Genomic DNA, 23,240 nt, shown 5'->3' with positions numbered 1-23,240 from the left:
CCGGCCTGGTATTGTTTGCCGTAGATGTGACCCAGCAGGAGGAAGCCCGGCAGCGAGCCCACACACTGTCGATGGAAACCCGCCGCCTCGATGCCCGCCTGCGGGTGTTGACTGAAACCGTGCCGCAAATCACGTTTTCGCTGGATGCCGAGGGTTTATATGAGTACGTTAGTCCGCAGTGGTACTACTTCACCGGCCAGCCTCCTACGGCCGACCTGAATGCCATCTGGCCCCTCCTCATCCACCCCGATGACCGGCTGCGGGTGCTCTATCAGGGCGATGCTGCCCGCAAAGCTGGCAAGGGCTGGAGCTACGAGTACCGCCTGCGCCGCCACGATGGCCAGTACCGTTGGATGCTAAGCCGCGCCCTACCCGAACTGCACGCCCCCGACCAACCCGTGTTCTGGCACGGTGCCCTCACCGAGGTGCACGACCAGCGCGAGTTATCCGACGCCTTGCGCCGGGGCGAGGCCGAGCTACGCTTTCTAGCCGACAGCATTCCGGAGTTGATCTGGACGGCCACGGCCGAGGGCTTCATCGACTATTACAATCACTACACCGGCGAGTATTCAGGTCTCACCAAAGAAGAGCTGGGCCCTACTGGCTGGGTGAACCTGCTGGAACCGCGCAAGCAGGCCGAAGCAGCCCGCCAATGGGTGAAAAGCGTGGCCACGGGCGAGCCGTTTGAGGGCTTGTTCCGGATGCGCCGGCACGATGGGCAATATCGTTGGCACATCATCCGGGCACGGCAGCTGGCCGACGAGCGGGGCCCGCGCTGGTTTGGCGCCTGCACCGACGTAGACGACCAGCACCGTCTGCGCGAGGTGCTACAGGTGCAGTACGACGAGCTGGCCCGCACCAACCGCGACTTGGATACCTTCGTCTACACAGCCTCCCACGACCTGAAGCAGCCGCTGTTCAACCTGCGCGGCTTGTTTGAAGAGCTGCGCCGCAGTGCTAGCTTCGACGACCCCGAGGAGGAACAGCTCCTCTCGATGGTAGACGACTCGCTGCACCAACTTGATAGCACCTTGCAGGAGCTGGCGGCCACTGTACAAGACCAGCGGGGCCTCTCGGCGCCAGTGGAAAAGCTAGACTTGCGCCACATCACCGATGAAGTGCTGTTGGGCCTGCGTGCCCAGATTCAGGCTTCTGATGCCACGGTTCATGTGGAAGTAACTGAGGCCCCTACCCTGCTCTACGGCCGGGCCAACTTGCGCTCGGTGCTGCATAATCTACTCAGCAACGCCCTCAAGTTTGCGCACCCCGAGCGCTTGCCGGTTATTACGTTGCGCAGCTACTTGTCCAAAAACAATAAACCGGTGCTCATGGTGCAGGATAATGGCTTGGGGATGAATATCCCCAAAACCTCGACTGCCGCATTTCAACCCTTCACCCGCCAGCACCCCCAAATAGGCGGCTCGGGCGTGGGCTTGTACTTGGTGCAGCGTATTCTTACCTCCCGCGGCGGCCGCCTAGAGGTAGCCAGCACTATGGGCAAGAGCACCACCTTCACACTGTACTGGTTTGAAGCGTAATTTCCTTTGCCTGCTTACTCCTACCTGCTACCGTGCCGCCGCTTATGTATGAGCTATACTTATTTATAGCGGGCGACTCTCCCAAATCCAGGCAGGCGCTAGCCAATATTCAACGGCTGACGGAACACCATTTGGCCGGCCGCTACACCCTCACCGTCGTTGATATTCAGCAGCACCCTGAGCGGGCACAGGAGGAAGGTCTGATTGGCGTGCCCATGCTCCTCAAAAAAAGCCCCGGTCTGGTGCGCCGTCTTGTAGGCGACCTGTCCGATCAGGAGCGGGTGCTGAAAGCGCTGGGACTCGCGTAAACACCTCACTACCCTACCCTTCTACCCTTAACAATTTGTTAGTTGCGCACGGCAATCAGCAGTCCCAGCTCCTTGTAGCGCATATTGAAGCGCTTGGCAATGGTGGCATTGGTGAGGGAGCCCCGGTAGATATACACACCTGAGCGGAAATGCTCGTTGCTGAACAGCACCTCATTAATGCCACCATTCTGGCTGATTTCCTGCATGATGGGCGTGAAGATGTTGCTCAGTGCGTTGGTAGCAGTGCGCGGCACCCGCGAAGCGATGTTGGGCACGCAGTAGTGAATCACATCGTACTTGCGGAACACCGGCTTGTTATGCGTGGTCACCTCCGAGGTTTCAAAGCAACCTCCTTGGTCGATGCTCACATCGATAACCACCGAGCCGGGTGCCATAGTGGCAATCATGCTCTCGGGCACCATAAACGGCACGCGGCCGTCCTCGGCATTGAGGGCACCAATCACTACGTCGGCCCGGCGGATTTGCTGGCTGAGGGCAAACGTGTCGAGGGTGCTGGTGTAGAGCTGGGCACCTAGGTTTTCTTTGAGGCGGCGCAACTTATACAGGTGATTGTCAAACACTTTCACCTCGGCCCCCAAGCCTGTAGCGGCGCGGGCAGCGTACTCGGCCACTGTGCCTGCGCCCAAAATCACTACCTGCGACGGTGGCACGCCCGTGATGCCGCCCAGAATCACGCCCTTGCCCTCGTTGGAGCGCGCCAAGTACTCGGCGGCTACCAGCATCACGGTAGAGCCCGCTATTTCGGACATGGCCCGCACCACCGGCCGTGCCCCAGAGGGGTCTTTAATCAGCTCGAAGCTGATGGCATTGATTTTCTTGCGCAGCAGCGCCGTGATGTATTCGGCTGACAATGAACCGAATTGTAGGGCTGAAATCAGCGTTTGGCCGTTGCGCAGCAGCTCCACCTCCTCCAAGGTAGGCGGCGCCACTTTCAGCACGATATCCGCTTCGTAGACTTCTTTGGGCGAGTAGGCAATGGTGCCACCCGCCTCGGAGTAGTCGTGGTCGGAGTACTTGCTGGGCTCGCCGGCGCCGCTCTCAATCACTACCTCGTGGCCGCCCTCTACCAGGTGCTTCACCGCCTCGGGCGTGAGGCAAATGCGGTTTTCCTGCAACGACGACTCCCGGGGCAAACCAATAAACAGCTTGCGGCGGCGGGTTTCGATGGCCAGCATCGACTCCTGCGTGAAATAGGCGCGGCTCGCGGCCAGCGACTCAAATCCGGGGGGAACGGCTTCGGGCATTTGTTTTCAATTAAAAATTAAGAATTAAGAGTTAAAAATTAGCTTGCTGCCGGTCCATCTTCCTTCTTTCAAATGGTTAGTAGGCAGTTTTTAATTTTTACTTCTTAATTCTTAATTCTCGGGAGGAGGGTCCGGTAACGGTGAGGGTAAGAAGGAGATGATCCGGCGGCAACAAGTCAGCTATGCGGCTGGGCCATTCTATCAGGCAAAGATAACCCGAATCAAAGTATTCCTGTGCGCCCATCTGCGCAGCTTCCTGCGGGTCGTTGAGGCGGTAGAAATCGAAGTGGTAAACAGGGCGGTTTTGGGCGTCGCGGTATTCGTTGACCAGCGAAAAGGTAGGCGAGCTGATTTCGTCCGTTGGCACGCCCATGCTTTCGCACAATACCTTAATAAACGTGGTCTTACCTGCGCCCATTTCCCCTTCAAAACACAGCACGGTAGCGACGCCCAGGTGGGCACGCAACGCGGCAGCGGCTTCGGGCAGAGCCTCTAATGAGGGAATGGTAATGATCAGATCTTGCGCCATAGCATGAAATAAAGCGGCGCAAGTTCCGAAAGTTTTGCCGGAGTGGTGACATAAGAATATTCCTCCGAATAAAATACGCCCCAAGGCTGAATCCCTGGGCTACGGAGCGGTTTCGTCCACCGTTCCACTGATCACTAAAGCTTCAGCCTTGAGGCGCATGGGTAGCGAAACTGCTCCACTGATTAGCCCAGGGTCTCAGCCCTAGGCCGCATGGGTAGTGAAACCGCCATATCTTTTGTCAGCACGCAAGATTTCCCGACAAGCTCGAAATGCCATTCAACGAATAGTTTATTGTAGCTTTCTACCTCCTCCACACCACACCTACCTATGCGCAAACCCTACGCCCTGCTCCTGCTGTTGCTACCCGTGCTGGCTTGCTCGCACCTACCCACCAGCACCACTACCCACACCTACTACCCCGGCCGGGGCAACGCCTGGAAAACCCGCGCGCCTGAGCAAGTAGGCCTAAATGCCACCCGGCTCGCGGAGGCCATTGATTTTGCCAAAAGCCAGGAAACCACCCAGATTGCTCCCGATTTCAGCAACCAAGCCGAAATCTTCGGGACGCCGCTGGGGCCGCTGCCACCCGGCCGGGCCGCTACTAATGGGCTCATCCTGCGCCACGGCTATATTGTAGCCGAGTGGGGCAACACAGAGCGCCCCGACCCTACCTACAGCGTGGCCAAGAGTATGCTCTCCACAGTGTTGGGCATCACGCTGGACAAGGGAATGATCAAGGACATTCATGATCCGGTAGCGCAATATGTGACCGATGGCGGCTACGCTTCGGCGCACAACCAGCCCATTACGTGGGAGCAGCACGCCCGCCAGACCAGCGAGTGGGAAGGCGAGCTGTGGGGCAAGAATGTCGACTTCATCGGGCACGAGGCCTTTGGCAAGGGCGAGCGGAAGCCGCGCACGCTGCAAGCGCCCGGCACCTATTGGGAATACAACGATGTACGCATCAACCGTTTCTCGCTGTCGCTGCTCACGCTCTGGCAAAAGCCCCTACCCCAGGTGGTGAAAGAGCAGATCATGGACCCCATCGGGGCGTCGGACACATGGCAGTACCTCCCTTACTTTAACTCGATGGCCATGATTAACGGTCGGCCCCTACCCTCAGTGAGCGGTGGCACGCGCTGGGGTGCGGGTCTGTGGATCAGCGCCCGCGACGAGGCTCGCTTCGGCTACCTGCTGCTGCGCCAGGGCCAGTGGGGCACCCGCCAGATCGTATCGCGCGACTGGGTGCGGCAAGCCACCACCCGCGGCCCCATCGGCCCCGACTACGGCTACCTCTGGTGGCTGAACACCGAGCAAAAAGCCTGGCCCCACGCTCCCGCCACCAGCTTCGCGGCCCTGGGCGCCGGCTCCAACACCATCTGGATTGACCCCGAGCATGATATTGTCATTGTGTGGCGCTGGCACAATGGAAATCCCGATGAGTTGATTAAGCGGGTGCTGGCGGCGGTGGAGAAGTGAGGTGATGGTTTTTGATATGAGTTGATTTGTCGTCCTGACGAAGGAAGGACCCTATTACGTGCGCAGGAGTCATAGCATACTTGCCGTTCGCACGTGATAAGGTCCTTCGTCAGGATGACAGGCCTGGTTCAGATATTCCAGCTAACTCACAACTACTTGCATCGTACCTTCGCGGGCAGTTACTCTGTCACCACTTAACGACCCGCAAATGCAAGTTTCTCGCATGGCTGGCAGCCTCATCGGCTCCGAAATCATCAAAATCGGCAACGAAGTAAACGATATGATTCGCAAGGGGGAGCAGATTTGCAACCTCACCATCGGCGACTTCACCCCCAGCATCTTCCCCATTCCGGAGCAGCTGCGCGATAATATCACGGATGCCTACGCGGCCGGCCATACCAACTACCCGCCTGCCAACGGCACGCTGGACCTGCGCACCGCCGCCGCTGACTTTCTGCGTCAGCGCCTGAGCCTGGATTACTCACCCAACGATTTGCTGGTGGCCGGCGGCTCGCGGCCGCTCATCTACGCTACCTACCTGGCCCTGGTAGACCCCGGCGACAAGGTAGTATTCCCTACTCCTTCCTGGAATAACAACCACTACTGCCACCTCTCCGGCGCCGAGGCCGTGATGGTGGAAACCCTGCCTGAAAACAACTTTATGCCCACAGCCGCCGAGCTGGCCCCGCACCTGCCGGGCGCTACCCTACTGGCCCTGTGCTCTCCGCTGAATCCCACGGGCACCATGTTCACCCGCGAAGGGCTGCTGGAAATTTGCGACCTGGTGGTGGCTGAAAACCAGCGCCGCCAGCCTGGCGAAAAGCCGCTCTACCTGCTCTACGACCAGATTTACTGGATGCTGACCTTCGGCGACGCCCAGCACTTCGACCCCGTGAGCCTGCGCCCTGAGCTACGTGACTACACCATTTACATAGACGGCATCTCGAAGTGCCTGGCCGCTACCGGCGTGCGCGTGGGCTATGCCTTTGGGCCGGCTGTGATAATTGATAAGATGAAGGCTATTCTGGGCCACGTGGGCGCCTGGGCACCCAAAGCCGAGCAGATAGCTACCGCTGCCTACCTCACCAACGACGCGGCCGTGGAGGAGTTCATCCCCACGTTCAAAGACAAGCTTCAACAGAGCTTAACGACGCTATACGACGGCTTGCAAAACCTGAAAGCACAAGGCTACCCCGTGGATGCCATTGTGCCAATGGGCGCCATCTACCTTACGGCCAAGTTGGATGTGCTGGGTAAAACCACGCCGGCGGGTCAGCAGCTCACTACTACCAAGGAATTAACGTCCTACCTTATCAGTGAGGCGCGGTTGGCACTGGTGCCGTTCAGTGCGTTTGGCACCAGCGACACGGCGCCGTGGTTCCGTATGTCGGTGGGCGGGGCGTCGTTGGAGTCGATTGAGGCGGCGCTGCCGCGGTTGCAGGCGGCTCTAGACGCACTGCAATAGAGGTATTTCCGTTGCTTGTTCGGCCCGATGCGGGGCCGGCTATTGTTGCAGCAATAGCCGGCCCCGCATCGGGCCGATTTCGTTTTAGAGTGAATCTGCTGTATTATAGAGGTAGATTATGCTTCTATTAAGAAAAGTCATGCATGAGTTGTATGATTTTACTTTTTAATAGCATATTCTTGCAATTAGGTTCATCTGAGAGTTGGTAAGCGTCTGCTGATTTGCCTTCTTTCACGAACTGATTTCCACTGCCCTCCGCCCTACCTACTTTATTGCAATACCCGTGTTTTATCTTATTACCTGTACATTTTTTCTTTCATGCGTCATTATGTTGCGCGGCTATTGACAAAACGTTTCCTTACGAGTCTAGTTGCAGTAGGATGCGTGACAACCGTGCCGCAACTGCAGGCCCAGACTACCCCTACCCTCACCGGCACCGTGCGCGATGCCGCCGGGCAGCCGTTGGAATACGCCACCGTTACGCTGCATCGCGCCGCCGACTCAACAGCGGTTAAAACGGAGTTCTGTGATGCTCAAGGGCGCTTTGTCCTACCCACTTTGCCAACGGGGGAATACTTGGTATCGGTAGCGCTGGTAGGGTACAACCGCGTTTGGAGCGCGCCCGTGGCGGCAACTGGTCAACCGCAGACTCTTGGCCCGCTCGTGATGCAGCCTAGCGCTGCCGCTACCTTGCGTGAGGTGAAGGTGGAAGCGCGCCGCCCTTTGTACGAACGTGAGGCCGACCGCACCATCGTGAACGTGGAGGGTAGCACCTTAAGCGCCGGCGCTACTTCGCTGGACGTGCTCGGCCGCGCCCCCGGCATAACCCTAGACGCCGCCGACAACTTAGCGCTGCGTGGCCGGCAGGGCTTGTTGGTGCTTATCGATGGCAAACGCGTCCCTATGAACGGCACGGAGCTGGCCGACTATCTGCGCGCCCTACCCGCCGAGCAACTCGCCAGCATTGAGCTGCTCAGCAACCCGCCTGCCAAGTACGATGCCCAAGGTGGGGCCGGCGTCATTGCCATTCACCTCAAAAAAGACCAGCGCCTGGGCACCAACGGCACCGCCAACCTCAGTTACGGGCGCGGGCGCTACGGTAAGTTCACCACCGGCCTCACGCTGAACCATCGGCGTAAGAACCTGAATGCGTTCGGGAGCTATACCTACACCGACCGCCGCAATTTCCTGGACCTGGATTTCTACCGGCAATTTTACGGCAGCAATATGCAGCCCGGCAGCAGCGAGCAGTTCAACCGCAATACCAGCCATTTACAGTCCCATAGCTGGAAAGCAGGTCTGGACTACAACCTGTCGGCCCGCACGCTGCTGGGGGTGAGCGTGAGCGGGCTGGTGAGCGAGACGCCCAGCTTCAGCAACAACCAAACCTTCATTACAAATACGGGAGTGGGGGGCGGTTTCGCGAAGGAGCGCTACGCTTCTACCACCGACCAAACGGTGCAACGTCCCAACCTGGCTGGAAATCTCAACCTGCGCCACGTGTTTGCCGACTCCACCAACGCTCCAGAGTTGACTGTTGACCTGGATGTGGCCCGCTACGCCACCGACCGCCTGCTGGCCCTGACAACCGTTTACGAGCTACCCGACGACCCTACCAACGTGCTGCACGGCGACCAGAAGAACCACGTCACTATTCAGTCGGCCAAGGCAGATTACAGCCGTCTGCTACCCTACCGCATCCGCCTGGAAACTGGCGCAAAAGCTACGTTCATCAACTCCGATAACGACGCGGTATTTACAAATATCACTGAGGGCACCATCACGACAGTGGATACCAACAAAACCAACCGCTTCCGCTACGATGAGAACGTGAATGCCGCCTACTTCAGCCTGCAACGCGCTACTGCCCGCACCACTACTCAACTGGGGCTGCGGGCCGAGCAAACGAACACGTTGAGCCGGCAGTCGGTGGGCGACGAGCGCTATGAACGGCACTATTTGCAGCTGTTCCCAAATCTGTCGGTGAAGCGGACGCTTTCGGAGCAGCATGAGCTGGCCCTCTCCCTGAGCCGCCGCCTCGACCGGCCCAGCTACGGGCAGCTTAACCCGCTACGGGTGTATTTTGATGCTACCTCGTACCAGTCGGGCAACCCGGCCTTGCGGCCCCAGACCAGTTACAACCTGGAGCTGACGCACACATTTCAGCAGAAATACATCAGCACCCTAGGTTACGCCCGCACCAGCAACCTTATTCAAAATGTGGTGCAGCCCGCCCCCGAAGGTGGCCGCACGGTGGTGAATCAGTTTGCCAATCTGGGCACGCTGCACTTCCTTACGCTCACACTCACGGCGCCCGTGGAAGTCACCAAGAGCTGGACCATGTACAACAACCTGGTGCTGTTCTACGGCCGCTACCTGGGTAACCTGGCCGGCACCAACCTGGACAGGGGCCGTCCAGCATTCACCTTCAACACCAACCAAAGCTTCAGCTTCGGGCGCGGCTGGTCGGCGGATGTGACGGGGCTGTACCAGTCGCGGGAGGTAGCGGCCTTTGAGGTAGTGCGCCGCCGCGGACAGGTAACGGCCGGCGTGCAAAAGTCCTTGTGGGACAAGCAGGCCACCCTGCGCCTGAACGTGTCGGACATCTTCTACACCACGCCCATCCGCTCTACGGCCACGTACGACAACTTCCGGGAGACTTTCTACAACCGCTTCGACAGCCGCGTGGCTACCCTGGCCTTCACCTACCGCTTCGGGGGTAACAAGGTAGCGGCTGCCCTCAAACGCACCGTAGGCGCCGACGAAGAACTACGCCGGACGGGCGGGTTTTAAGGAAGTACGACAGGGAAACAACTACCCGCGCCGCTTTGCGTCTAAGGAGGAGAGTTCAGCTCATTCTTCCCTCCTCCTGTATGCTTCTCGACACCAAACTACCCGTTGCCTACATCCTCACGCGCATGTGGCCCGATATTATTCGGGTACTGGTCATTTCCCTTTCGTTTCAATTGCTGAAATATTTTCTGGGCGACTACCTCCCCGAAATTCCCTTGCAGCTGCCTACCATCCTAGGTAGCTTGATTTCGTTGCTTCTGGCCTTTAACCTCAACCAGTCGTACGACCGGTGGTGGGAGGCGCGCAAGCTGTGGGGTGCCATCGTGAACGATTCGCGGATGCTGGTGCTGCAAATCCTGCATTTTGTGCCCAATGACCTGTTGCGCAGCCCTACCCTCGGTTCGCCTTTGCAGGCCTTTGCCTACCGTCAGATAGCGTGGTGCTACAGCCTGGGCCAGTCCCTGCGCGGCCAGGACGGGCTGGCGGGCCTCGACAAGTTTCTCCCGGAGCAAGACCTGGCTTATCTGCGCAAACACAGCAACAAGCCCGTCGGGATTCTGGCGCTGCACACGGCGCACACGAAAGAATTGTATCAGCAGGATGTTATTAACCCTTTCCAGCAAGTGCAGATTGACAGCACTATCGTGCGTTACACGGAGGCAATGGGCGGCGCGGAGCGAATCAAGAACACCGTATTTCCCTCCAGCTACCGCCAGCTCATTCATGTGCTGATCTATGTTTTCTTGATTACCCTTTCGCTGAGTTTGGTGGAAACGATCGGCTTATGGGAAATCCCGGTGCTGATGACCATTGCCGTTGCCTTCCTACTCCTGGACCGCACCGCCCGCTACCTGCAAGATCCTTTCAGCGACACGCCCACCGACACACCAATGACGGCCGTGGCCCGCACCATCGAAATCAATTTGCGGCAACTGTTGGAAGAAGATAAAGAGAATATTCCCGCGCCGATGGTATCGGGGTCATATTACTTGATGTAGCAACACATAGTACTTGCATTCGTGACTACGCACAGTAGCAGCGGAGTAGGCTGTGCATTTATATGCAGAACAGGAAGAACTTTGAGTTTTGTTGTGACTGAAGGTATTGGTTTGAATTGTATTAGCAGAGCATAGCTGACAACTCTAGCAACAAGACTCTCTTAACTTGAAACACAAACAGTAGTCAGCTTTAGCAGTATAATGGCGTAGTACAATGGCCATAGCGGAACTTTTCAAACACCTTTTTTAAATACTTTAGCACTATATTCGCATATACAAAAGTAGAATACATTCCCCTTTATAACTGAAGCCCGCATTTGTTTACGAAACTGTTCGTAAACAAATGCGGGCTTTGCTTTTCTCTACTTCCTTATAATGCTGCAGACTATTTTTTGAATCAATTCTAACATACAATATAAAACCTTTATATACAACGCTTTATACTTAAATATATCAGTTGAGCTGACCTGTAAAATTAGGAAAGCGATACCTTTTCATAAAAAAAACATCTTGTGAATAATAGGATCTTTTGAGATTATGATCTTAATTCGCTTCATCTGTTGAAATTTTGTCAAATAATCGTTCAGTTTTCTACGAGGAAATCAACACCTTTCTTATCCTCTATAGCGTGCTCATCACTACGCTATAGATTGCGGATAAAAGTTTGATGCTCCTTCGAAAACTAGTTCAATCAAGAGTATTTGTCCTCACTAGAAAGGATACTTGAAAAGTTTACTGATTTAAGAGAGCACATTACCCACCACGTATTCGCTAATACGAATACGCTTTCTTGGTGCTCTACCCATTCTGGCTGTTGTTCTACAGTGCTTAACGAACAGCTTCTCGCCATTGAATGACTACCCTACCCTGGTGCTTTTTGAGAAAAGCAGTTATAGAAAGGTTTGAAAAGATTTTTGAGCTGTTGCTATTTCCTGGAGAATGAATCAAGCATTTGTTGCTTGAGAGCAACAACTATTGCAAGAGCCTGAAAACGACAGAATACACACCTACTTAAACCCAATTCCGCATGAAGAAAACTTTACTTCTCAGCTTTGTTTTGATGCTGGCGCTGCTAACCCAGGCGTGGGCACAGAACAGAACTGTAACAGGACGAGTAACGGACGTTACCACTGGCGAAGGGATGCCAGGAGTAACTGTTCACCTCAAAGGAACCTCCACGGCTGCACCAACAGACGCGAATGGAAACTATACAATTGGCGTTCCGGCGGGTGAAGCAACGTTGGTATTCACCTTCATTGGGTATGTCAACAAAGAAGTTGCCGTTGGCAACCAATCCACGCTCAACGTAGCCTTAGCAAGCGACTCGCAGAACCTGAATGAGGTAGTGGTAGTGGCCTACGGTACAGCAGACCCCGCCACGTATACGGGCTCGGTCACCCAGATTGGGGCTGAGAAACTGTCGCAACGTCCGGTTACTAACGTTACGAACGCCATTGCCGGCCAAGCCGCTGGGGTGCAGGTTAGTGGGGGATCCGGGCAACCCGGCGCTGGTCCTGACATCCGTATACGGGGCTTCAGCTCAGTGAATTATGCTAATGACCCGCTATATGTAGTAGACGGGGTACCGTACACGGCTGGGCTATCAAACCTGAACACGGAAGACATTGCCAGCATCTCTATTTTGAAAGATGCTGCGTCTACCGCGCTGTATGGCTCCCGCGCCACCAACGGGGTAGTAATGATTACCACCAAGCGGGGTAAGAAAAACCAAGTACAGGTGAACGTGCGGGCGTTGCAGGGCGTCTCTTCCCGGGCTGTTCCTGAATATAACCGCGTGAACGCACAAGAGTACTACCCCCTGATGTGGGAGGCCTACCGCAATAGCCTGGTTAATGCTACCACCACCCGCGAGCAGGCCAACCAGCGCGCTACTAATAATATTAAGGGCCTGCTGGGCTACAATCCATTCAATGTGCCTGACAACCAGATTGTGGGCACGGATGGCACCCTGAACCCTGACGCGCAACTGCTGTGGGGCGATGATCTGGACTGGGAAAAGGCGATAACCAGAACTGGTTCGCGCTCCGACTATACAGCCAGCTTCAACGGGGGCACGGAGAAGAGCGACTATTACGTTTCGCTGGGCTACCTGAACGAGAAAGGCTACGTGATCAGATCGGATTTTGAGCGTTTCTCTGGCCGTATGAATGTCAATAGCAACCTGACCAACTGGTTCAAGGCCGGCGTGAACATGAACTACACGCTTACCAACTCCAACCAGGCCAGCACGGGTAGCGCTACGGGCTTCGTGAATCCGTTCTTCTTCAGCCGCGGCATTGGCCCTATCTACCCCGTGTATCAGCACGACCCCGCAACGGGTGTCTATGTACTAGATGCTAATGGCCAAAAAATATACGACATAGGCGGCTCCTCCCCTACCATGACCCGCCCGGTGTATCCCGGCCGTCATATTGTGGCCGAAACCCAATGGAACAACTACCTCTACCGGCGCAACGTGTTGGGTGGCAGAACCTACGGTGAAATCACTTTCCTGAAGGACTTCAAGTTCACGGGTAATTTTGCCGTTGATATCACCAATTACGAGGAGCAGACCTACGAAAACACAGTAGTAGGTGATGGTGCCCCTGCAGGTAGAGCTGGCCGGGTACTATATAACCTAACCAGCTACACGGCCAACCAACTGCTCAACTACAACAAGACGCTGAGTGGAGTACACACCGTGGAAGTGCTACTGGGCCACGAGAACTACAGCCGGAACCGCGACTACCTGAACGGATCCAAGTCGGGCGAGGTAATTGCCGATAATACAGAGCTGCAGAATTTCAACACAATCAACAGCTTCAATACCTATCTGCAAGAGCACCGGATTGAGTCGTATTTCGGTCGGGCTAACTACACGTTCGATGACCGGTACACGGTTTCCGGTTCGTATCGCCGCGACGGCTCCTCGCGCTTCTACAAAGACGTACGCTGGGGTAGCTTCTGGTCGGTGGGTGGCTCCTGGCGCCTGGATAAGGAAACCTTCTTCACCACGCCCACCTGGGTTAACATGATGAAGCTGCGTTCTTCCTATGGGCAGGTAGGCAACGAGAACCTGGAAAATTCGGATGGAAATAACTATTACGCCTGGCAGGCGCTGTATACCCTTGGCCAGAACAACGCAGCAGAAGCAGGCTTCTCGCAGGCAACCTTGGGTAACCGAGGATTGGTTTGGGAGAAGAATAACAGCTTCGATGCCGGGCTTGAATTTGCCTTGTTCGGCAACCGACTGAACGGCTCGGTTGAGTACTTCAACCGGACGTCGGAAGATCTGTTGTTTGAAGTGCAGCTGCCGCTTTCCAGTGGGGTAGCCAACCGCATCGAAAACATTGGGGCGATGTACAACCGAGGCCTGGAAATTCGTCTGGCCGGGGACATCATTAAAACCAGCGCGTTCAACTGGAATCTGGACGTGAACTGGACCACGTACAAAAACGAGATAACCAGATTGCCCTACGACGAGCTAGTATCTGGCACCAAAAAGTTGAAGGTAGGCCGGAGCCTACAGGAATTCTGGCTGCGCGAGTACTACGGAGTTGACCCCGATAACGGCGACGCGCTATACCGCGCCATCTCCTACAACGAGAGTAACAGCAAAATCATCGGTGGCGATACGGTAACCTCGAATGCCAACAACGCTCGCTACCACTACGCCGGCACAGCCATTCCCAAGTTCTCGGGTGGTATCACCAACACGTTCACCTACAAAGGCTTCACACTGTCAGCCCTGCTGACGTACTCTGTTGGTGGCAAGTTCTACGACAGCCAGTATGCTACCCTCATGAACCACGGCACCTATGGCGGTGCCATGCACGAGGACATGCTGAACCGCTGGCAGAACCCTGGCGACATTACGAATGTACCCCGCCTGCAAGTAGGCAATACCGCCAACCTGGCCGCGGCTTCCGACAGATGGTTGACCGATGCTTCTTATCTCAACTTCCGGTCGGTATCCCTGGGCTACAACATCCCGGCAGCTCTCTCCACCCGACTCAAGCTGCGCAACGTGAACATCTTTGCCACTGGTGAGAACCTGGCGCTGATTACCAAGCGCAAAGGCATGAACGTGGCCCAGACTTTCTCGGGCACTACGTCGGCCGTGTACCTGCCCGCCCGCGTGCTTTCGCTGGGGATGAATCTCTCCTTGTAGTAACTGATTTGTAATGAAAAAGACGATATACAGCGCTTTCCTAACCAGCGTTTTACTTTTTTCCTCCTGCGATAAGGATTACCTGGACACTTCGCCCACCGATGCCGTAACGGAGGAAAACGTTCTTGCTAACACCAAGAACGCCATGGCAGCCCTAAATGGCATCCACCGAATATTGTATTTGCAGCACAATGGTAGCCAAAACCAGGGTGGAGAAGGGTCCATGAAAATCATGATGGATGCTTTGGGAGAAGACTGGGTGCAGACCCTGGGTACTAGTTGGTGGGCGAATGAGCATAACTGGACTTCGCACCGGAATGCTACCTCTACTTCTACCTACAACCACGCCTGGTACTATTTCTACTACCGCATCATCTCCAATGCCAACATGCTCATCAACGGGCTGGACAACGCAACCGGACCTGAAGCGGAAAAGAAGATGGTCATTGGCGAGGCCTTGGTGTACCGTGCCTGGGCTCACTTTCAACTGGTGCAGGTATTTGGAGAACGGTACGACGCTGGCAAAACAAACGACCAGCTGGGAGTGCCGCTGATGATGACCAATACCACGGAAGGTCAGCCTCGCGCCACTGTACAGGCTGTATACGATCAGATCAATAAAGATCTGGACGATGCCATTACGATGCTGACCGGCCTTGACGCGCGCCCAGCGAAATCTCACTTCAATGCAGCAGTCGCCAAAGGCATCAAAGCCCGGGTAGCCCTCACCCAGCAAAACTGGTCTGTAGCTGCGAAGTCTGCGCAGGAGGCTATTCAGCAGAGTGGCGCTACCCTCATGAGCCGGACGCAGTACACGAGCGGGTTCAACAACGTAGACAACCCGGAGTGGATGTGGGGCAGCAAAATGCAGTCTGATCAGACCAACTATTTCTACTCGTTTTTCGCTTACATGTCGGCCAATTTTAGCTCCACCGCTATCCGGCAGAACCCGAAGAAAATCAACTCGGTGCTCTACGATCAGCTGCCTGCTACCGATGTCCGCCGGCAGCTTTGGGACCCAACCGGCACCAGCATTCCGGCTCCACCTAATGGCGTGAAAGTGAAGTATGGTCAGAAGAAGTTTCTGGTAGCCGATCCAAACCTGAGCATTGGCGACGTGCCGCACATGCGCTTGGCGGAGCTATACTTGATTTTGGCCGAGGCCGAAGCCCGGCAAGGAGTTAGCACCGCTGCTACCAATTTGTTTACGCTGGTGAGTGCCCGTGATCCGCAGTACGTGCGGTCTACCAACACGGGCCAAGCCCTGGTAGACGAAATTCTTATCCAGCGCAGGGCAGAGCTGTGGGGCGAAGGCTTCCGCTTCCTGGATTTGAAACGCACCAACAGCCCGCTGAACAGAACAGGCGCAAACCACATTGAGCAATGGGCTTGGGCAGTTAGAACAAACAACTTCACGGTTCCGGTTGGCGCGAACGAATGGCAATTCCTATTCCCGCAAGCCGAACTCAACGTGAACAAAGCCATTGTGCAAAACCCACTGTAGAGATGTCATGGATTTGTTGACGAAGAGATTCAGACAACACGTCTAGCCACCCATTTGGCTTGAAAAGCAAAAGGCCGTTGCACTGCTTGTGCAACGGCCTTTTGCGTTGTGGCGCTTACTTAGCTCCTACCCTGTCATTCAGTACGGCTCGGTATAGCTGCGGATTGTTCTCCTCGAACCCAACAAATCTTCGTATTTCTTTCCCTCTGCTATCGGCTAAAATAACCAGAGGAATAGCGCTAAAGTTGAATTTTTGCTGCACCAAGTCGATCTGCTCTTTATCGACGATGAGCTGCTGCCATGCCATCTGTTCTTGACCTAAGGCCTTCTGCCAGCTCTCTGGTTTGTCGTCGATGGAGACACTAACCAAGTTCACGCCCCGGTCCTTGTACTCAGCATAGAGTTCTTTGAGCTGGGGAATCTCCTTGCGGCATGGCCCGCACCAGCTGGCCCAAAACACGAGCATATTCACCTTGGCGCCGTTGTCCATCATCCAGCCTTGCTGGTTGTCGGGTCTCGCGAAGGACATATTAGGGTAGGGCTGATCCGGGTCTACTCTGTTTGCCAAGTAGCTTTTGACTTTTGTGCCAAAAGCTGAGGCCTGCACCTCTGGGGTGAACAGCGCTAGGATATCGCCTAGCTCCTGCTCAGAGTATTGCTCTTTCGCGTTGTAGATTTCCTTTATGAGGTAATAAGAATAGGGGTTCTTCTTAACTGTATTTGTAAAAAACTTAATTCTAGCTGCCCGTTTTTCTCCCTCACTATTACCCAACCAACCAAAGTCTGCTCTATTTAAACTGTACATAAGACTGGTTTCTTTACTACCAGATACTCTTATTTTATTGCCCTGTAAATTACCCTCTAATTTTGTATGGTTTTTTTCTAAGAAAAAAGCTGTGTTGTAATATTTTAAGCTATCGGCACCTTTAGTATGATTATAAAACGCTAGCATTCTATATCCTAGACGTTTGTAATACTGCTCCCTATCGGTGGAGTCATATGGTATATCGTTGGTGTAGTGAATAGATACCATACTAGGCGTGAACAAGGAATCTGGTTTCAGCTTGAAGAGGAAATGCCCATCCTTACACTCCACCGAATCAAGCAAGATGTCATATTGGTAGGCATCAGCTAAGTACACCTTACCATCCGGCATATTCTTCACATTTCCCTCGACAATAATTTCGTCAGCAGGTTTCTCTTTGGCGCAAGCACACAAGCAAGCGAGTAGGCTAATTTTCACGAACAAATTTCTCATGAGTTAATAGGATAGTAGGTTGATTTGCAGAATACTGAACGGTAATAACTGAATATACAATATACTATTTCTCATAACATGAAAAGCGCCGCGTCAGTACCAACAGAATCTTACTGTCGGTGCTGACGCGGCGCTACACGTTAGTGCAAACTTCCCCTACCCTTTTGCCGTCAATGTAATGTACGGGATGATACATTCCTCCAGCGAGATGCCGCCGTGTTGGAACGTGTCTTTATAGTAGTTCACGTAGTAATTGTAGTTGTTGGGGTAGGCGAAGAAGTAGTCGCCCACGGTAAACACGTAGGCCGTGCTCACGTTCTCGCGGGGTAGGAAGATGCGCTCGGGCTTGCGCACCACGTACACGTCGCGGGAGTCGTCGAAGCCCAGGTTTTTGCCGTGCTTGTAGCGCAGGTTGGTATTCGTGTTTCGGTCGCCCACAATCTTGTAGGGGCGCTTCACACGGATGGTGCCGTGGTCGGTGGTGATGATGAGCTTGCCCTTCTTCTCGGCAATGGTTTGCAGCATCTCATACAGCGGCGAGTGCAGAAACCACGAGCGGGTGATGCTGCGGTACGCCGACTCATCGGCGGCCAGCTCCCGAATCATGGCCATGTCGGTGCGGGCGTGGGAGAGCATGTCCACAAAGTTGTAGACGATGACGTTGAGCTTATAATTGTTGTGCAGGTTGCTCATCTTGCCCAGCAAGTCTTTGCCGGCCTGCAAGTTGGTTACCTTATGGTAGCTATGCTTGTACTTCTGGTTGGCGCGCTGGAAGTTGATTTCCATGAACTCCGCCTCGTGCAGGTTCTTGCCCTCATCGTCGTCGTCGTTCACCCACAGATTAGGGTATTTCTTCTGAATCTCGCCCGGCATCATGCCCGAGAAGATGGCGTTGCGCGCATAGGCCGTGGTGGTGGGTAGGATGGAGTAGTACATCTCCTCCGAGTCCACAGTAAACAGATCGGCAATGATGGGCTCCAGAATCTTCCACTGGTCGTAGCGCAGGTTGTCGATGAGCACGAAGTATACGGGCGTATCGCCAGTTTCCTTGAGCAGCGGAAATACGCGCTCCTTAAACAACTGGTGCGACATGAGCGGGGCGTCCTCGTCGTCGCCGTTCACCCAGTCCTCGTAGTTTTCGGTAATGAAACGGCCGAAGTAGGTATTCGCTTCGTCCTTCTGCATGTTGAACACGTCGGCCATACTCTTGCCTTCCGTCTCATCAATCTCCAACTCCCAGTAGGCCAATTTCTTATACACATCAGCCCACTCCGAAGGCGAGAGCCGGTCGCCTAGCTGCATGCCTAGCTGGCGGAAGTCGCGCTGGTAGCTGCTGTTGGTTTTCTCCGACACCAGGCGCTTGTTGTCCAGCACCTTCTTCACCGACAGCAAGATCTGGTTGGGGTTCACGGGTTTGATGAGGTAGTCGGCAATCTTGCTCCCGATGGCCTCTTCCATAATGTGCTCCTCCTCGCTCTTGGTAATCATCACTACCGGCACAGTCGGCTTTATCGCCTTAATTTCGGTGAGGGTTTCAAGGCCAGTAAGGCCGGGCATATTCTCATCCAGAAACACCAGATCATAGGTTTTTTCCTGAATTTCCTCAATGGCATCAGCGCCAGAGTTCACGCCGGTTACATCGTAGCCTTTTTCTTTGAGAAAGAGAATGTGAGGTTTGAGCAAATCGATTTCGTCGTCGGCCCAGAGAATGGAATATTGCATAGGGGGGTCTTGGGGTTGCAGCGCCAAGTGGTGCTTCGCGCCTTATTGAACGAACTGTTGTAGCCTTGCATTGTCGCGCGGTGGCAAGAAATGCATTCTGGCAAGCCAGCAGCTACCGTTTCGTGAGTAGCTTTACCGTTGATTCGGCACTTTGGGTTTTAGAAAATTAAGGCAAGGCTATATTCTTCTACCCCATTATCAACCAGGAAAAACCGAAAATAGTTAGCAACCAGTGCAAAGCAGTAGCGTTGAGCTTGTGCAAATGTGCTGCATCGCTAACAGCTACGGTAGCTTTATAGCACGAACTTGGAGCTTGGCGCTACGTTCTATCATGAATAAGAAAAAAATCTTCAACGACCCTGTATACGGCTTCGTGACCATCCCCACGGAGCTGCTGTTTGACCTGATTGAGCACCCGTACTTCCAGCGGCTGCGGCGGATTCAGCAGTTAGGTTTGACCAACTTTGTGTATCCGGGGGCGCTGCACACGCGCTTTCACCATGCGCTGGGTGCTATGCACCTGATGTCGCTGGCGCTACGCTCGTTGAAGGATAAGGGTGTGAAGATTTCGGCCAAGGAAGGCGAGGCGGCCATGATTGCCATTTTGCTGCACGACATCGGCCACGGGCCACTTTCGCACGCGCTAGAGCACAGCATTTTCGATGGGGTGCCGCACGAGCAGCTCTCGTTATATCTCATGCAGCGGCTAAATACAGAGTTTGACGGGCAGCTCGATCTTGCTATCGAGATTTTCCAGGGCTCCTACCCCCGGCCGTTCTTTCACCAGCTGGTGAGCAGCCAACTGGATATGGACCGCCTCGACTACCTCAACCGCGACTCCTTCTACACGGGTGTGCAAGAGGGTAGGCCAGGCGCTGACCGTCTCATCAAAATGCTGACGGTAGTAGACGAGAAGTTGGTACTAGAAGAAAAAGCCGTGTACAGCATCGAGAACTTTCTAGTGAGCCGCCGCCTGATGTACTGGCAAGTGTACCTGCACAAAACCGTTACGTCGGCCGAACAGATGGTGATTCGCATTGTGCAGCGCGCCCGCGACCTGGCCCGCGCCGGACAGGAGGTAGGGGCATCGTCGTGCCTGCACTACTTCCTGAGTCGGCCGGTCAGCATCCGCGAGTTTGACACCGACGACAGCATTTTACAGCGCTTCGTGCAGCTCGACGACTACGACATTTGGGGCGCGGTGAAGCAATGGGCCACTCACCCCGACAAGGTACTCAGCTACATGGCCAGTAGCATCCTGAATCGTCATCTGTTTAAAATAACCTTGCAGTCCGACGCGTTTGAGGATGATTTCAAGCTGGGTGTGACGGAGCTGATTGCCGAACATTTTCAACTGCCTGCTGATGAAGCTGCCTTACTCATGCTGCACGGCCGTATCAGCAACAACGCCTACGACGCCGTAGGCGACACCATCGACGTGCTCACCAAGCGCGGACGCGTAGTAAACGTAGCCGAGGCCTCGGACCTACCCAATATCCGCGCCCTCAGCCAACGGGTGGAAAAACACTACCTCTGCTACCCCAAGGAGATTATGTAGTGATTAACAGCTAGTTGCTGAGCTTGAAGCTAACTAGGTCACGCTCACAGTAGAAAAAGGGATATTTCTCTAATTTTGCCCGCTATGGAATTTACGGTAAGTCAGGTGGCGGAAGTGCTGCGCGGCACAACAGAAGGAGATGCCACGCAAAAGATTGATCGGCTGGCGAAGATCGAAGAAGCCCAGCCGGGTTCGCTCTCTTTTCTGGCCAACGCCAAGTACGAGCCGCACCTATATACCACGGGCGCGTCGGCCGTGATTGTGAGCCGGGACCTGGTGCTGCGCCAGCCCGTTACCGCCGCCCTCATCCGCGTCGATGACCCCTATTCCAGCTTTACTACCCTGCTGGAATTCTACCAGCAGGCCACCCGCACCGGCCGCCGGGGCGTGGAGGAGCCGACCTTTCTGGGCGCGGGCTCGGAGGTAGGCGAAGGCCACTACCGCGGCGCCTTCTCCTACGTAGGCGAGGGCTGCAAAATTGGGCGCGACGTACTAATTTTCCCGCACGCCTACCTCGGCGACCGGTGCACCGTCGGCGACGGTACCATCATCTATGCTGGCGCCAAGCTCTACTCCGATACGGTGGTAGGTGCCCGTTGCGTGATTCATGCCGGCGCGGTGCTAGGCTCCGACGGCTTCGGCTTTGCGCCCCAGCCCGACGGCTCTTACCGCCCCATTCCGCAGATTGGCAACGTGGTGCTGGAAGACAACGTGAGCATTGGAGCCAATACCACGATTGACTGCGCTACCATGGGTTCCACAGTCATTCGAGAGGGTGCCAAAATTGACAACCTGGTGCAGCTGGCCCACAACGTAGAGGTAGGCCGGCACACGGTTATTGCGTCACAAACGGGCGTGTCGGGTTCTACTAAAATCGGTGATTTCTGCGTGCTGGCGGGCCAGACGGGCATTGCCGGGCACCTTACGTTGGCCAACCATACCACGGTTACGGCCCAGTCAGGGGTAGGCAAGTCTATCAAGGAAGAAGGGGTATTCTTACAGGGTGCTCCCGCCTTCCATTTGCGTGACAGCCTGCGCGCCCAAGCCGTTTTCCGACACTTACCCGACCTGGAGCGCCGCCTGAGTGTGTTGGAACGTGCCAATCCAAAGCCGGAAAAGTCATAGCTTTGTCGCTACAGAAGCTGTTGGCTATTGGCTGTTAGCTGTTAGCCTTGGTTTTTTACCTCATACGTCACCCTTCTGAATACACCTGTACGGTATTCAGCTAACAGCTAACAGCCCGTAGCTACTAGCTTTACATGAACGACAAGCAACACACGATTAAGGCCCCGGTAACCGTGAGCGGCATTGGCCTGCACACGGGCGTGGTGGCCACCATGACCTTCTGCCCGGCTCCGGTCAACCACGGGTACAAATTTCAGCGCATCGATTTGCCTGGCCAACCGCTCGTAGATGCCGATGTAGACAACGTGGTAGACCTCTCCCGCGGCACCACTATCGAGCAAAACGGCGCCCGCGTAAACACTGTGGAGCATACGTTGGCAGCCCTGGTGGGCCTGCAAATTGACAACGTGCTTATCCAGCTCAGCGGCCCCGAGCCGCCCATCATGGATGGTTCGTCGTACGAGTTCATCAAGCCGTTGCAGGAGGTAGGGCTGGAAGAGCAGAACGCCCTGCGCAACTACTTCGAGATTCCCGACGAAATCCGTTACCAGGACAACCCCCGCGGCGTGGAAATTGCCGCCCTACCCCTCGACAACTATCGCCTCACGGTGATGGTGGACTACAACTCGCCGGTGCTGGGCTCGCAACACGCCTCCCTTACAGAGATGTCGCAGTTTGCCACTGAAATTGCTTCGTCGCGCACGTTTTGCTTCCTGCACGAACTGGAAGCACTTTACAAGCAGAACCTCATCAAAGGTGGCGACCTGAGCAACGCCATTGTGGTGGTAGACCGCGTGGTGAGCGAAGATGAGCTAAGCGAGCTGGCTGAGATGCTGGGCAAGCCCAAAGTGGCCGTGAAGAAGGAAGGCATCCTCAACAATGTGGACCTGCGCCACAAAAATGAGCCCGCCCGCCACAAGCTCCTAGACCTCATTGGCGACCTGGCCCTGGTAGGCCGCCCGCTGAAAGGGCAGATTCTGGCCGCCCGGCCCGGCCACGCCGCCAACGTAGCGTTTGCCAAGCGCATCAAAAAGAAGATGCTGGAGGTAGACTCCTCGCCGGTGCCGCACTACGACCCTGCCCGCGTGCCGGTAATGGACATCAATCAGATTTCGGCCATCCTACCCCACCGCTACCCCTTCCTGCTCATCGACAAAATCATTCACTTGGATGCCACCACGGTAACCGGCGTGAAAAACGTGACGATGAACGAGCCGTTTTTTCCCGGTCACTTCCCCGGCAACCCCGTGATGCCCGGCGTATTACAGATCGAGGCAATGGCCCAAACCGGCGGTATTCTGGTACTTAATACCGTACCCGACCCCGAAAACTACTGGACGTATTTCCTCGGCATCGACACCTGCCGCTTCCGTCGCATGGTGAAGCCCGGCGACACCATTATCTTTAAGTGCCAGCTGCTGGCCCCCATCAAACGGGGTATTGCCAAGATGAGCGGCAAGGCTTTTGTGAACGGGAAAGTGGTGATGGAGGCCGAAATGAGTGCCAGCATCGTGAAGAAAAGTTAAT

15 protein-coding genes are annotated in these 23,240 nt (G+C 55.1%); 11 read left to right on the top strand and 4 right to left on the bottom strand.

Annotation, left to right across the window (positions count from 1 at the left end; genetic code table 11):
- Window positions 1–11 precede the first annotated feature (11 nt).
- Together F1C16_RS06220 and F1C16_RS06215 are read left to right on the top strand one after the other, a co-directional pair.
- Entirely contained in the window at window positions 12–1,538 is a 1,527-nt protein-coding gene (locus F1C16_RS06220; RefSeq protein WP_185283481.1) for a PAS domain-containing protein, read from the top strand.
- A 44-nt stretch (window positions 1,539–1,582) separates the two neighbouring features.
- Window positions 1,583–1,846, top strand: a complete 264-nt coding sequence (locus F1C16_RS06215) for a circadian clock KaiB family protein (RefSeq protein WP_185283480.1) — start codon at window positions 1,583–1,585, stop codon at window positions 1,844–1,846.
- A 38-nt stretch (window positions 1,847–1,884) separates the two neighbouring features.
- Here F1C16_RS06215 and F1C16_RS06210 read toward each other — a convergent pair whose 3' ends face one another.
- Both F1C16_RS06210 and tsaE read right to left on the bottom strand, forming a co-directional pair.
- Window positions 1,885–3,111, bottom strand: a complete 1,227-nt coding sequence (locus F1C16_RS06210; RefSeq protein WP_185283479.1) for an alanine dehydrogenase — start codon at window positions 3,109–3,111, stop codon at window positions 1,885–1,887.
- A 97-nt stretch (window positions 3,112–3,208) separates the two neighbouring features.
- On the bottom strand, window positions 3,209–3,640 hold the full coding sequence (gene tsaE / locus F1C16_RS06205) for a tRNA (adenosine(37)-N6)-threonylcarbamoyltransferase complex ATPase subunit type 1 TsaE (protein WP_185283478.1): 432 nt from the start codon (window positions 3,638–3,640) through the stop codon (window positions 3,209–3,211).
- A 327-nt stretch (window positions 3,641–3,967) separates the two neighbouring features.
- Here tsaE and F1C16_RS06200 point away from each other — a divergent pair, with 327 nt between their 5' ends.
- The 6 genes from F1C16_RS06200 to F1C16_RS06175 all read left to right on the top strand — a co-directional run bounded on the left by F1C16_RS06200 (window position 3,968) and on the right by F1C16_RS06175 (window position 16,050).
- Entirely contained in the window at window positions 3,968–5,119 is a 1,152-nt protein-coding gene (locus F1C16_RS06200; protein ID WP_185283477.1) for a serine hydrolase, read from the top strand.
- Window positions 5,120–5,327: 208 nt separating this feature from the next.
- Window positions 5,328–6,584 (top strand): pyridoxal phosphate-dependent aminotransferase, encoded by a 1,257-nt coding sequence (locus F1C16_RS06195; RefSeq protein WP_185283476.1) that lies wholly within the window; start codon window positions 5,328–5,330, stop codon window positions 6,582–6,584.
- Window positions 6,585–6,977: 393 nt separating this feature from the next.
- Window positions 6,978–9,377 carry a TonB-dependent receptor domain-containing protein gene (locus F1C16_RS06190; protein ID WP_258049040.1) on the top strand — a complete coding sequence of 800 codons (2,400 nt, stop codon included), beginning with the start codon at window positions 6,978–6,980 and terminating at the stop codon, window positions 9,375–9,377.
- Between the two features lie 80 nt (window positions 9,378–9,457).
- On the top strand, window positions 9,458–10,375 hold the full coding sequence (locus F1C16_RS06185) for a bestrophin family protein (protein WP_185283474.1): 918 nt from the start codon (window positions 9,458–9,460) through the stop codon (window positions 10,373–10,375).
- 1,027 nt (window positions 10,376–11,402) lie between these two features.
- A complete protein-coding gene (locus F1C16_RS06180; RefSeq protein ID WP_185283473.1) occupies window positions 11,403–14,546 on the top strand; it encodes a TonB-dependent receptor in 3,144 nt (1,047 codons plus the stop codon).
- A 13-nt stretch (window positions 14,547–14,559) separates the two neighbouring features.
- Complete coding sequence (locus F1C16_RS06175) at window positions 14,560–16,050, top strand: RagB/SusD family nutrient uptake outer membrane protein (protein ID WP_185283472.1); 1,491 nt, start codon at window positions 14,560–14,562, stop codon at window positions 16,048–16,050.
- 115 nt (window positions 16,051–16,165) lie between these two features.
- On the opposite strand, the gene F1C16_RS06170 is transcribed toward F1C16_RS06175, so the two are convergent.
- Window positions 16,166–17,308 carry a TlpA disulfide reductase family protein gene (locus F1C16_RS06170; protein WP_185283471.1) on the bottom strand — a complete coding sequence of 381 codons (1,143 nt, stop codon included), beginning with the start codon at window positions 17,306–17,308 and terminating at the stop codon, window positions 16,166–16,168.
- A 156-nt stretch (window positions 17,309–17,464) separates the two neighbouring features.
- A complete protein-coding gene (locus tag F1C16_RS06165; protein ID WP_185283470.1) occupies window positions 17,465–19,030 on the bottom strand; it encodes a PglZ domain-containing protein in 1,566 nt (521 codons plus the stop codon).
- A gap of 331 nt (window positions 19,031–19,361) precedes the next feature.
- On the opposite strand from F1C16_RS06165, the gene F1C16_RS06160 reads away from it, so the two are divergent.
- The 3 genes from F1C16_RS06160 (at window position 19,362) to F1C16_RS06150 (ending at window position 23,239) form a co-directional block, all read left to right on the top strand.
- Window positions 19,362–20,588, top strand: coding sequence for an HD domain-containing protein (locus F1C16_RS06160; protein ID WP_185283469.1), 1,227 nt, complete (start codon window positions 19,362–19,364; stop codon window positions 20,586–20,588).
- Between the two features lie 84 nt (window positions 20,589–20,672).
- Window positions 20,673–21,713 (top strand): UDP-3-O-(3-hydroxymyristoyl)glucosamine N-acyltransferase, encoded by a 1,041-nt coding sequence (gene lpxD, locus F1C16_RS06155; protein WP_185283468.1) that lies wholly within the window; start codon window positions 20,673–20,675, stop codon window positions 21,711–21,713.
- Between the two features lie 134 nt (window positions 21,714–21,847).
- Window positions 21,848–23,239: a bifunctional UDP-3-O-[3-hydroxymyristoyl] N-acetylglucosamine deacetylase/3-hydroxyacyl-ACP dehydratase gene (locus F1C16_RS06150; protein WP_185283467.1), complete on the top strand. Its 1,392-nt coding sequence runs from the start codon at window positions 21,848–21,850 to the stop codon at window positions 23,237–23,239.
- Window position 23,240 lies beyond the last annotated feature (1 nt).

This window comes from Hymenobacter sp. NBH84 (assembly GCF_014217645.1).
GTDB lineage: Bacteria > Bacteroidota > Bacteroidia > Cytophagales > Hymenobacteraceae > Hymenobacter > Hymenobacter profundi.
Note: the sequence above shows the minus strand (reverse complement) of the source record. Positions and strands in the feature narration are given on the sequence as shown.